General features: G+C 61.2%; 10 protein-coding genes. 6 read left to right on the top strand and 4 right to left on the bottom strand.

What is annotated here, in order from left to right; genetic code table 11:
- Positions 1-3: 3 nt before the first annotated feature.
- On the bottom strand, positions 4-363 hold the full coding sequence (locus tag ABVS03_RS00550; RefSeq protein WP_368017582.1) for a phasin family protein: 360 nt from the start codon (positions 361-363) through the stop codon (positions 4-6).
- Positions 364-669: 306 nt separating this feature from the next.
- Between ABVS03_RS00550 and serC the strand changes: the two genes are divergently transcribed.
- The 4 genes from serC (at position 670) to ABVS03_RS00530 (ending at position 5637) form a co-directional block, all read left to right on the top strand.
- Positions 670-1755 (top strand): 3-phosphoserine/phosphohydroxythreonine transaminase, encoded by a 1086-nt coding sequence (gene serC, locus ABVS03_RS00545; RefSeq protein WP_368017581.1) that lies wholly within the window; start codon positions 670-672, stop codon positions 1753-1755.
- Positions 1756-1792: 37 nt separating this feature from the next.
- Positions 1793-2983 carry a 3-phosphoglycerate dehydrogenase family protein gene (locus ABVS03_RS00540; RefSeq protein ID WP_330970958.1) on the top strand — a complete coding sequence of 397 codons (1191 nt, stop codon included), beginning with the start codon at positions 1793-1795 and terminating at the stop codon, positions 2981-2983.
- A gap of 18 nt (positions 2984-3001) precedes the next feature.
- A complete protein-coding gene (locus tag ABVS03_RS00535; protein ID WP_368017580.1) occupies positions 3002-4285 on the top strand; it encodes a DUF1015 domain-containing protein in 1284 nt (427 codons plus the stop codon).
- Between the two features lie 107 nt (positions 4286-4392).
- Positions 4393-5637 carry a diphosphate--fructose-6-phosphate 1-phosphotransferase gene (locus ABVS03_RS00530; RefSeq protein WP_368017579.1) on the top strand — a complete coding sequence of 415 codons (1245 nt, stop codon included), beginning with the start codon at positions 4393-4395 and terminating at the stop codon, positions 5635-5637.
- Here ABVS03_RS00530 and ABVS03_RS00525 read toward each other — a convergent pair.
- A complete protein-coding gene (locus ABVS03_RS00525; RefSeq protein WP_368017578.1) occupies positions 5634-5987 on the bottom strand; it encodes an ArsR/SmtB family transcription factor in 354 nt (117 codons plus the stop codon). The genes ABVS03_RS00530 and ABVS03_RS00525 overlap by 4 nt on opposite strands.
- A gap of 151 nt (positions 5988-6138) precedes the next feature.
- On the opposite strand from ABVS03_RS00525, the gene ABVS03_RS00520 reads away from it, so the two are divergent.
- Positions 6139-8571: a tetratricopeptide repeat protein gene (locus ABVS03_RS00520; RefSeq protein ID WP_368017577.1), complete on the top strand. Its 2433-nt coding sequence runs from the start codon at positions 6139-6141 to the stop codon at positions 8569-8571.
- Positions 8572-8649: 78 nt separating this feature from the next.
- On the opposite strand, the gene ABVS03_RS00515 is transcribed toward ABVS03_RS00520, so the two are convergent.
- Positions 8650-10062, bottom strand: a complete 1413-nt coding sequence (locus tag ABVS03_RS00515; RefSeq protein WP_368017576.1) for a Sapep family Mn(2+)-dependent dipeptidase — start codon at positions 10060-10062, stop codon at positions 8650-8652.
- Positions 10063-10160: 98 nt separating this feature from the next.
- Here ABVS03_RS00515 and ABVS03_RS00510 point away from each other — a divergent pair, with 98 nt between their 5' ends.
- Positions 10161-10871 carry an HAD family hydrolase gene (locus ABVS03_RS00510; RefSeq protein ID WP_368017575.1) on the top strand — a complete coding sequence of 237 codons (711 nt, stop codon included), beginning with the start codon at positions 10161-10163 and terminating at the stop codon, positions 10869-10871.
- Between the two features lie 98 nt (positions 10872-10969).
- Here ABVS03_RS00510 and ABVS03_RS00505 read toward each other — a convergent pair whose 3' ends face one another.
- A complete protein-coding gene (locus ABVS03_RS00505; RefSeq protein WP_154434155.1) occupies positions 10970-11173 on the bottom strand; it encodes a cold-shock protein in 204 nt (67 codons plus the stop codon).
- Between the last annotated feature and the right edge of the window lie 246 nt (positions 11174-11419).

The raw sequence follows: 11419 nt of genomic DNA, 5'->3' as shown, positions 1-11419 counted from the left end.
GCTCTACTCCGTCTTGCTGTCTGCGTCCCCGGTCTCGGCGTCTTCGACATCGACGTCGACCTTCACATGGGAGGCTTTCGCCGCATCTGCCATCTCCTGGACCTTGCGGACGAACGCGTCGCGCTCCTCATCGGACATGGAGTCGATCTTCGACTTCAGGGCACCATCCGAAACGCCGTCCACGATGTCGCGCGTGCGGTGCCTGAGCTCCTCGTTCAAGGCCTGGCCCTGCTTCACGGTCTCCTCGCCCTTGCGGATGAGATCGTCGAGCATCTCCGTGCTCTTGTCGCTTGCGGTGGCAACGGCACCGACGCCTGCCAGGAAGATCTTGTGCGCAGTATCGAATGCATCGAATCCGGACATGGCAGCTCCTTATCTCGAACAACCAATATGCATTCTTTCTACCCGAAGAGCGCGTCCAATTTCTCGCCGTTTCCGGAGGCGGCCCCTATGCGTGCCGGAATGGAGGAAAAACCTGCCACAGAAATGTCAGCCGTATGCTATCCAGCAGGATGCACTTGGTAACAGTTGAGATAATTTCCGGCTTTTTGCAAAGCTGTATCAGACTGAATAGCTACAGTGTTCGCATCTATACATCTCGCCTTCGCTGCTTCGGCAGGAGGGCGCACCTGTGCCTTGGCGCAGGTGCCGAACGATGGGAGCATGTAGATGGCTCGCGTGTTCAACTTCAACCCAGGTCCGGCAGCAATGCCCGAGAGCGTGCTCCGGGAAGCCCAGTCCGAGCTTCTCGACTACCAGGGCAGTGGCATGAGCGTGCTTGAGATGAGCCATCGATCTCCGGAGTTCGAAGAGATCCTCCAGGATGCCAAGGCAGCCCTCAAGAAGCTCTATCGCATTCCTGACAACTGCTCGATCCTGTTCCTGCAGGGCGGCGCCACGCTCGAGTTCGCAGGCGTGCCGATGAACCTCATGTTCACGGGCCATGCCGGCTACATCGTGTCTGGCAACTGGTCGAAGAAGGCCTACAAGGAAGCTGCCAAGTATGGCACGGCAGACCTTCTGGCCTCCTCTGAGGAGACGCACTTCGACCATACCGCAACGATTTCCGGCCCCGTCGACCAGAGCCTCGACTATGTCTATCTCTGCCAGAACGAGACCGTCTATGGAACGATGACAAAGGAGCTGCCGGAGACGGGCTCGGTCGATATCGTTGCCGACATCTCGTCGATGTTCCTCTCCTGCCCGCTCGATATCTCCCGCTATGGCATGCTGTATGCGGGCGCCCAGAAGAATGGCGGCCCTGCCGGCATCACGGTCCTGATTGTCCGGAACGACCTCCTCGAGAAGGCACCGGCACGCGCCGACATCTGCCCGCAGTACCTTGACTGGCACGTCGAGGCAGAGAAGGACTCGCTCCTCAATACGCCGAACACCTTCGGCATCTATCTCTGCGGCAAGGTGTTCCACTGGGTCGAGAAGACCGGCGGCCTTGAGGCCATGGGCGAGCGCAACTGGACCAAGATGAACAAGCTCTACGACGAGATCGACTCCTCCAAGCTATACAGAGGCCTGGCAAAGCCCGAGGACCGCTCCATCTCGAACGCCGTCTTCACGACCGGCTCCAAGGAGCTTGACGCGGCCTTCGTGGCAGGCGCCAAGGAGCGCGGCATGGTCGGTCTCAAGGGCCACAGGATCCTGGGCGGGATGCGCGCAAGCTGCTACAATGCCGTCTCTCCTGAGGCAGTGGATGCCCTCATCGCCTACATGAAGGACTTCGAGCAGGCAAACGCATAAGAGCCTGATTTCTCATAGATTCGAAAGGAACGCATCCATGCGCTATGTAAAGGTGCTCGACAACATCGCAAAGAACATCACCCGAGACGGCGTGGCCGAGCTCGGCGAAGGCTACGAGAAGACCGACGACATCAACAAGGCAGATGCTATCCTGGTCCGTGCCTCCGACATCCACGGCCTCGACTTCGGGCCTTCGGTCCGCTGCGTCGCCCGCTCCGGCGCCGGCGTCAACAACATCCCGCTCGAGGAGTGCGCTGAGCGCGGCATCGTCGTCTTCAACTCCCCCGGCGGCAACTCGAACGCCGTGAAGGAGCTCGTTGTCGGCATGATCCTCGTGAACTCCCGTGACACCCAGGGCTCCATCGACTGGGTCGAGGACCACACGGACGACCCCAACATCGTGAAGGATGCAGAGCGCAACAAGAAGGCCTTCGTAGGCCATGAGCTCATGGGCAGGAAGGTCGGCGTCGTGGGACTCGGCGCTGTCGGCTCGAAGGTCGCCAATGCCCTTGTCGCCCTCGGTGCCGATGTCTATGGCTACGACCCGTATCTTTCCGTCGAGCATGCCTGGCAGCTCGACCGCTCCGTCAAGCGCGTCGAGAGCCTCGATGACCTCTGCCGTGGCGCCGAATATCTGACGCTCCATGTGCCCGCGAAGGAAGACACGATCCACATGATCTCGACCGAGCAGCTGGCGCTCCTCGCACCTTCTGCGATGCTTCTGAACTATGCCCGTGCCGACATTATCGACGAGGACGCCGTGGCAGCAGCCCTCGAGTCCGGCCAGCTCGGCAAGTTCATCTGCGACTTCGCGACGCCGAAGACGACGAAGATGCCACGCACGACGATTACCCCGCACATGGGCGCCTGCACGAACGAGGCCGAAGAGAACTGCGCGCACATGGCTGTCGGCGAGATGAAGGCCTACCTCGAGATGGGCACGATCAGGAACTCCGTGAACTACCCTGCCTGCGACCTTGGCCCCTGCAAGGCAGGCGGCCGTGTCGCCCTTCTGCACAAGAACGTTCCGGGCATGATCGGCAAGATCTCCTCGATCCTCGGCAATGCCACGGCAAACATCCAGAGGATGGCAAACGAAGCACAGGGAGCGCATGCCTACACGCTGCTTGATACCGACGTGCCCCTCGATGAGGGCACTGTCGATGAGCTTTCCAAGATCGATGGCATCTACCGTGTCCGTGTCATCAAGCCGGCACGCACTGCCTAGCGAAGGAGATTCCATCCTATGCATGCCTATCCGATGAGCTGCCTTCGTCCTGCGCCTGACAAGGCGTCGACATTTGCAGCCCTTCCCTACGATGTCTTCGACCGCGCCTCCGCCAAGGCCTATGTCGAGGCGCATCCGAAAAGCTTCCTTGCTATCGACCGTCCCGAGACCGCCTTCGGGCCCGGCCAGGACATGTATGCCCCTGAGGTCTATGCAAAGGCCAAGGAGCTCCTGGACGAGCGCATCGAGGACGGGACGCTCGTAGCCGATGGCAGGAAGTGCTACTACCTCTATAGGCTCGAGCAGGCAGGACGATCGCAGACGGGCATCGTCTGTGCCGCTGCGGTCGATGACTTCGTCGATGGCACGATCCGCCGCCACGAGAATACCCGTGCCGACAAGGAGAAGGACCGCATCGACCACATCGCGGCCCTCGATGCACAGACGGGTCCGGTATTTCTTGCCTACCGCGACAATCCGGTCCTCGCAATCATCTTGAATGCTGCGATGTCGGGACGTCCGCTCTATGACTTCACGGACGAATATGGCGTGCGCCAGACCGTCTGGAGGGTTGCCCGCCAAGACGCTGTCGATGCAATCGAGGCCATGCTCGAGCAGATTCGCTGCGCCTACATCGCAGATGGCCACCACCGTGCGGCAAGCGCCGTGAAGGTGGCCCTTGCCCGCCGCGAAGAGCATCCGAACGCAAGCTCCAAGGCTCCCTGGAACTTGGTCCTTTCCGTCCTCTTCCCGGCCTCCGAACTCAAGATCCTGGCCTACAACCGTGTCGTCGAGGACACGGCAGGGCTCACGGCAGACGAGCTCCTCGCCGCTGCAAAGGATGCTGGCTTTGCCGCAGAGGGACCCTTCACGGAAGCGCCCGAACCTGAAGAGCGCCACACGTTTGCCCTCTTTGCCGGCGGCTCCTGGTATAGGCTCTCGCTCACCCTCACCCCAGAGGAGGAGCAGGACCCTGTCGCCTCGCTTGACTGCTCGCTTCTCCAGGACAGGTTCCTCTCTCCTGTGCTCCACATCGAAGACCCGCGCCGTGACCCCCGTATCAGCTTCGTCGGCGGCATCGAGGGGACAGAGGCTCTTTCGAAGGCAGCAGGCGATGCAGGCTGCGCATTCTCGCTCTTCCCCACGAGCATGGACGAGCTCATGCGCGTGGCCGATGCAGGACTCCTCATGCCTCCGAAGTCGACCTGGTTCGAGCCGAAGCTCAGAAGCGGCCTCTTCATCCGCCCGCTTTCCGGCATCGACCCTGAGCTTGCGATGAAGCAGGAAGCAGGAGAGGCCTAAAAGCCCCAACAGAGATACGCTGGCGGCTCCTCCGGCATGCCGGGGGAGCCGTTCTCTGTCTCAGCTACAATGAAGGCACGAGCAGACTCTCAGGAAGGATCCAAACCATGGGGAAGAAGCGCACGGTTCTCGTCGGTCAGTCAGGCGGCCCCACTGCCGCAATCAATGCAAGCCTTGCAGGCGTCATCGCCTGTGCCCGCGAAGCCGGCGCCCATACCCTGGGCATGCGGTATGGCATTGAAGGACTCTTGGAGGGCAGGACTGTCGACCTCGATGCGGCAGCCCCTGATGCCAAGGCACTCGAGCTTCTTGCACTCACGCCCGCCAGCTATCTTGGCTCCTGCCGCTACAAGCTCCCGGACTATCAGGAGGACGAGGCGCCCTACCAGAAACTCTTCGCCCTCTTCGACGAGCTTTCCGTCGACGCCGTGCTCTATATTGGCGGCAACGACTCTATGGACACGATCTCGAAGCTTTCAGCCTACGGTGCCGAGAAGGAGAGCCCGATCCGCTTCGTCGGCGTCCCGAAGACGATCGACAACGACCTCATGGCCACCGACCATACGCCTGGCTACGGCAGCGCCGCGAAGTTCATTGCAACCGCTGTCGGCGAGATCGCACGTGACGCCTCCGTCTACGACCTCAAGAGCGTCGAGGTCATCGAGATCATGGGCAGGAATGCCGGCTGGCTCGCCGCAGCAGCTGCCCTTGCCTCATCTCCTGAGCTCCCCTGCCCCGACCTCGTCCTCCTGCCGGAGGTGCCGCAGACAGAAGAGCACATCGTGGAACGTGTCGCTTCGCTCCTCGAGCACAAGAACACTGTCGTGATTGCCGCCTCCGAAGGCGTGCGCGATGCCTCGGGCAAGCTTCTCTGCGAAGCGGGCGGCGCCAAGGCGGCAAAGGATGCCTTCGGCCATGAGGCGGCGCTTTCCGGCACCTGCCGCTACCTCGCAGGAGTCTTGAAGCGCGAGCTCCATGTGAAGACACGCGGCACGGAGCTCTCGACGCTCCAGCGCGCAGCAACGCATTGCGCTTCTGCAACCGACCTCGCAGAGGCCAGGGGTCTCGGTGCCGCCGCCGTACGTGCTGCCTTTGCCGGCTCCACGGGCATCATGTGCACGATCGAGCGCGTGAGCTCTCTTCCCTACCAGACGAAGATCGGCACGGTCGCAATCGCCGATGTCGCAAACGAGGAGCGCACCGTTCCTGCCTCCATGATTGCAGCAGATGGCATGCACGTGACCGATGCATACCTGAGATATGCCCGTCCCCTCATCGCGGGAGAGCCGCATCCGCCCTACGTGGATGGCATGCCGCTCAGGCTTCCTGCCTTGGATGCCGCTTCCTGCTAGGCGTCTTCTCCGCCATCACCTTCGCAGCGGTAATGGCCTGCATGCTCGAGACCGACCTCGATGAGCGTTGCCACATGGTCGTCGTCGAGCGAGTAGACCATCCGCTGCCCATCGCGCTTGGAAGCGACGATGCCACGGTCCTTGAGAAGCCTCAGCTGGTGCGAGATGGCTGATTGGGAGACATGGCAGAACTCCTGGAGCTCGCCGACCGAACGGTCCTGGATGCTCAGGGCGCAGAGGATCTGGAAGCGCGTGAAATCGGACAGCGCATCGAAGATCTGCGTTGCCCCATATACGATATCGTCGTCAGCTATCGCCGTCTCGAGATAGCGCTTCTCTGTTTCGCCCATCAGCAATCCCTCTTTCTCCATATTTCCAATCAGTATACGCTCTGCGGCGTTTTCAGGTCCGATATGCCATCCCGCGTATGCCATTCCAAACGGTGGGGTAGGTAAAAAGCATCTGCATTCTCTGCGCTCCAGAAGGAGACGGGAGGCCTGGATGGAGAGGCGCACGCAAAAGCTCGCGGCAAGAGCCCAGCTCTTCGTCGTGCTTGCACTCTGCGCCACCATACTTGCCCAGACAGGGCTTGCCTCCGCGCTTCCTGCGCTTGCCGCAGGAGCGGCAGCTGCAGCAGCTGTCCTCTGTGGGGCCGCCGCAGCAGGCATGGCACAGGGCGATGCAGGAGGCACGTGCACATCGAAGGAGCATTTCATGGACGAGCAGCATACAGATACCGAACGCAAGGCAGAGGTGCCCGCCCCTGCCCCGAGCGCGCCGGCGACTCCGCTCTCCACGCTCACGGCAGAAACGATCACCAAGAGGCTTCTTGGAGCAGAAGATGCGGTAGCAGAGCTCAAGGCCCAGGTCGGCGACATCGCGACCCGGAAGGCCGCCGCCCTCGGCGAGAGCCAGCCAGACGAGCAGCAGAAGGTGCAGACCCGTCCGCAGGCGCCGACAGAGCTCGAGCTCTGGTATGCCCGCATGCTCGAGGAGGCAGGCCTTTTCGACAAGGACATTGAGCTTCCCCAGACGACAGCCGTGCTGCTCCACAGGAGCCATCTCTTCTATCTCCGCGTCATGCAGCCGCGCGTCCCCTTCGGGACGAAGCTTGCTCTCGTTCGCATCGAGGCAGCGCTCAACGCACTGCTCTTCACAACAGGATTCCACAAGGACGATGCACCCCTGACGGAGAGGGAGTGCTTCCGCACGAACCAGAGCGTCGCCCGCTCGATCACCTCGCAGGTCCCGACCATCTCGGACAAGCTCCCCACCATCGATGAGCCATTCTCTGACGGCGAGTGGGCAGTGCGCAAGGGCATAGCGACAGAGCTCGAGAGCTTCCGCCTCCCCTACAGGCTCGAGGCAGGATACCGCGTGAACATGCATGAGGGACGGGTGCTCTTCGAGCTCGAAGCGACGCCTGCCACCTGCTTCCCGAGGAGCGCCTGGGTGGATGGCCTCGGCAGGGTCGTGCCGACGACGCAGTTCATGCGTGCCCGCGAAGCAAGCCAGTATGCGCTGAGAGTAGGTCTTCTTCTTGCCGCAGGCGCCTTCCGCTGCTCCCCTGCCGTAAAGGATGTATTCGTCTCTGCCATGGAGACGACGGGCACGAAGCGCAGCTGCCTCTATACGGTGCACTTCGACAGGAACCGCTTTGCTCTCCTCGATATGGAAGAGATCTCGGATCCCTGGGCTGTCTTCGCATCGTTCGATGCGCACATGGATGCACCGTCCGAAGCCCTGAATCCGATACCTCAGGAGCTGTCTCTTTCGGACGTCCGCTTCTGCCCCGCATTCCGCTACGAGCCAGTCGCCACCTCGAAGAGAAGGATCTTCGGCGCCTCTGCAAAGGCGCTCGGCTGCGACCATGTCTCAGGCCTTGCCATCAACGAGGACACGGCCAGGATCCAGGCAGCAGAAAAGATTGGAAGGAACCTCGGCACGACCGCTGAGGAAGCAGTCCATGCCATCCTTTCCGTCACGAAAGACATGGAGGACGAAGGCGTCCAGGATGCTGCAAAGCGCACGATGGGCCACATCATCGATGGAAGCCTGGATTCTTCAGATGCGCTCTCCATCGAGGATGACTTCATCTCGGGAGACGCCCTCACACGCGCCGTGGAGCGTGCTGAAGGCTTGGCACGCAAGCAGCAGTACTCAGATGCCGCAGCAATCCTCAGAGACGCTCTCAGGGACTATGAGGGCGCACACAGCCTCGCGGATACCGAGACCTCGGTGCACCGCTTCTTCAGAAGCTACTGCGACCGTGCGCTCTTCAACCGCCTCATGGCAAACGAGGGGCAGAAGACCATCCTTGTGCCCGATGCCTACTACCAGGCGCGCCTCATGCTTGCGCAGGCAGCGCTTGCCGGAGGCGAGGCAGAGGAGGCAAGGCGCCAGAGCGCATCGATGATAGTGCTCGCGCCTATGGACACCTCTGCCTATCTCCTCCATGCGCAGGCACAGACCGCCTTGGGCGACCTCGAAGGAGCGAAAGAGACGCTCATCCTTCTTCTCGAGCACGCCTACGACCCCGAGACGCTTGGCAATGCCTATGCAGCGCTTGCCCAGATCTTCGAGCAGATCGGAGATGAGATGGCCTCTGCCGCCTCGTGGCGCAGGTGCACGCGCTTCGTCTCCTCCTCCTACCTCATGGCCGTCATGAACCTGAACTCGCTCTCCCAGAAGAAGCCGACAGAGATGGCAAAGATGGAGACCGACGAGGACGTGGACTACGTGCTCGCCTCCCACAATGTGCCGGCAGCGCCGACCGAGGAAGTCTCGGAAGCCTTCGTCCTTGCGATGCGCGCTGCCTTCGACGCCGAGGTCTTCCCCGTCGCGAAGAACTTCGTCGATGTGCTTGCGATGCTTTCAGGCGACGACGTCGTGCTCGATATCAGCCGCTCGCTCGAAGGAGAGCCCGACCGCTAGCATCAGATCCGGCATGCATGAAAGAAGGCCAGGACGCACGTCCTGGCCTTTTTCGTATCGCGTCTGTGCCTTGAGACCTTAGAGGTCGAGATTCATGAGGCGGGCGATGCTCACGATGTAGATCTTGAGAGCGAGCTTCAGCTGGTCCTCGAGGATGCCCTCGTCCGGACCATGCTCGATGCCGACCCACTCAGGCGTCTCCATGCGGGAGTCGTGCGGGCCGAAGGCGCAGGCGTTCTTGAAGTGGCGGGCATAGGTACCGCCGCCAATCGTGAACGGCTTGTCGTCGTGTCCCGTGAACTCGTTGTAGGTCTTGACGAGCATCTGGATCTCGGCCGAGTTCGGGTCCGTGTAGAACGGCTCGACCTTGCGCTCGGGATGGAATGTGACGCCGAAGCTCTTTGCCAGCATCTCGAGCTTGGAGTCGAGCTCTTCGCCCGTGACAGAGGTCGGATAGCGGCAGTCGAGCGTCTGGGAGTAGCGGCCGTCCTTGAGATGGATGACGCCACCGCAGCTCGTGAGGGCACCGAACTTCTCGTCAGACGTGGCGATGCCCATGCCCGATCCGTCGCTTGCCGCAAAGATCTTCTGCTCGAACTCGAAGAACTCGCGCTCGTCACCCTCGACGAGGTCGTTTGCCAAGAGATAGGAGACGAGCATGCCGATAGCGTTCTTCGTGCCTTCGGGCATCGAGGCATGTCCGCCCTTGCCGTGGGCCGTGAGCTTGGCAAGCCCCTCACCTGCAGGCTCGATTGCGATGCCCTCTGCTGCCGGAAGCTTGTCGGCATCGGCCTTGAGCACCAGCTCGGCCACACCGGGGATAGCGTTGGAGGCCGTGCCGGCATCGAAGGAGACGATGCGCTGGGCAACCGGTGCCGTCGTGAACGCGCAGCCGTAGAGGCCCTTCTCGCCGCAGATCAGCGGGAAGTCTGCATCGGGCGTGAACAGGAAGTCAGGCTCCGGATAGTGGGCCAGATACCACTCGACATCCTCCATGTTCGTCTCTTCGTTCACGCCGACAAGGCAACGAAGGGTATACGGGACCTGCTCGCCCGAAAGCTGTTCCTTGCGTGCGAAGAAGTGTGCCGCATAGAGCGAGAGCGTGAAGGGACCCTTGTCGTCGAGGACGCCGCGACCGAGAAGGTAGCCTTCCTTCCTCGTCACATGGAGCGGGTCGGTATGCCAGCCCGTGCCGAGCGGCACGATATCGGTATGTGCGATTGTCGCTATCTGCTTGTCGGATGCCCCTGGAAGGTCCGCATAGCCGATATGGCCGCCGCAATTGTGCGGCTCGAGTCCTAGGCGCCCGGCAACTTCGAGCGCACGTTTGAGCGCCTCATAGGGGCCCGGACCGAACGGCTTCTCTTCATCGGCATGCGCCAGATCCTCTACGGATTCGACCTGCACGAGATAGTCGATGTCACGGATCACGTCGTCCCATACCTCATCCACATAGGCGTCGACTTCTGCGCGCGTAGGTTCTGCTGACATGTGATGTCTCCTTTCAAGGCACATCTCGATCGTCTCTGAACCATCCCAGTGTACGATACTGAACGCAGCAAAGCAGAAATATGCGGAAGGTCATTACCGTGAGTTCATCTTCGCCTGACAAGAAAGCTCTGGCGCCGGCAGCGCCCGAGAGGCTCTGGCCGCTCCCCGAGAAGGCCGCCATCTTCGATTTCGATGGCACCGTCTCCGATACGGCGTCTCTCTGGGAGGAGGTGGACCGCGCCTTCCTTGCAAAGCGCGCCATCCCCTATACCGTCGACTATCCGCGCCAGCTCTCGGCCCTGGGGTTCCATGAGGGGGCACGCTATACGGTCGAGCGCTACCACCTCGACGAGGATCCGGACGATATCGTGGAGGAGTGGATGCGCATGAGCCGAGCGCTCTACATAACGAAGGCCGTGCTCAGGCCTGGCGTGACAGAGTACCTCGAAGCGCTCCAGCGAGCGCACATCCCCTATGCGCTCGCAACGACCAACACGCCCGATCTCCTCGAGTCCATGCACAGGATCGATATCCAGAAGTGGTTCCCCGTGAAGGTCTATGGGCAGGAGGTCGCACGCTCGAAGGCCTTCCCCGACATCTACGAGGAGGCAGCGAAGAGGCTCGGCGTGGCACCATCTGACTGCATCGTCTTCGAGGACCTCGCCGAAGCCCTTCTTTCAGCCCACCGTGCCGGCTGCACGACCTGTGCCGTCTGCTCAGGCGATGCCCTCCAGGACACGAACGAGGTACGCCGCATCGCTGACATCTATCTCGAAGACTGGCGCGACATCCCGCTCGGCACAGACTAGGTCGGAAACGCCTGACAGCACAATCCCTCTTTATATGAAACGAGAGGCTCCTCGAAGAGGAGCCTCTCGGGCATCACAGAGATATGTCTTGTCTGAGACTAGATCTTGCGAACGTTGGAAGCCTGGAGCTTGCCGTTCTGGCCGGTCGTGATGTCGAACTCCACAGCCTGGCCCTCGTCCAGGGTCTTGAAGCCATCCATCTGAATCTCGGAGTAGTGGACGAACAGATCGTCGCCGTCCTCACGAGAGATGAAGCCGTAGCCCTTGTCGGGGTTGAACCACTTAACAGTACCTTGAGCCATGACGTGCCTTTCTTTCATTTGCCCTGACAGGGCAAAACACAGTGCGCTTGCGCGCGATACCTGCGCCCTTAAGAACGCGTTGTCTATGATACCCTAAGCGCCCTTCGCGAAACCCGACAATCTCGCTCTGGCATCTCTTTCTTGTGACAGGTCAGAAAAAGTGCAGGTAGATACCTTGTCAAGTAAGACGGTGTCGCCATTCACGGATTTATATGGCCGCTCGGCGTATCCGTCCGAACCCAGACG

The organism is Olsenella sp. AGMB03486 (assembly GCF_040884255.1).
Lineage (GTDB): Bacteria > Actinomycetota > Coriobacteriia > Coriobacteriales > Atopobiaceae > Olsenella_L > Olsenella_L kribbiana.
This window is presented reverse-complemented; position numbering and strand designations above follow the sequence as displayed.

What these genes read in the sequence shown, in the direction of transcription:
- ABVS03_RS00550 (WP_368017582.1), bottom strand. Translation starts at nt 363, where the DNA reads ATGTCCGGATTCGATGCATTCGATACTGCGCACAAGATCTTCCTGGCA.
- serC (WP_368017581.1), top strand. Translation starts at nt 670, where the DNA reads ATGGCTCGCGTGTTCAACTTCAACCCAGGTCCGGCAGCAATGCCCGAG.
- ABVS03_RS00540 (WP_330970958.1), top strand. Translation starts at nt 1,793, where the DNA reads ATGCGCTATGTAAAGGTGCTCGACAACATCGCAAAGAACATCACCCGA.
- ABVS03_RS00535 (WP_368017580.1), top strand. Translation starts at nt 3,002, where the DNA reads ATGCATGCCTATCCGATGAGCTGCCTTCGTCCTGCGCCTGACAAGGCG.
- ABVS03_RS00530 (WP_368017579.1), top strand. Translation starts at nt 4,393, where the DNA reads ATGGGGAAGAAGCGCACGGTTCTCGTCGGTCAGTCAGGCGGCCCCACT.
- ABVS03_RS00525 (WP_368017578.1), bottom strand. Translation starts at nt 5,987, where the DNA reads ATGGGCGAAACAGAGAAGCGCTATCTCGAGACGGCGATAGCTGACGAC.
- ABVS03_RS00520 (WP_368017577.1), top strand. Translation starts at nt 6,139, where the DNA reads ATGGAGAGGCGCACGCAAAAGCTCGCGGCAAGAGCCCAGCTCTTCGTC.
- ABVS03_RS00515 (WP_368017576.1), bottom strand. Translation starts at nt 10,062, where the DNA reads ATGTCAGCAGAACCTACGCGCGCAGAAGTCGACGCCTATGTGGATGAG.
- ABVS03_RS00505 (WP_154434155.1), bottom strand. Translation starts at nt 11,173, where the DNA reads ATGGCTCAAGGTACTGTTAAGTGGTTCAACCCCGACAAGGGCTACGGC.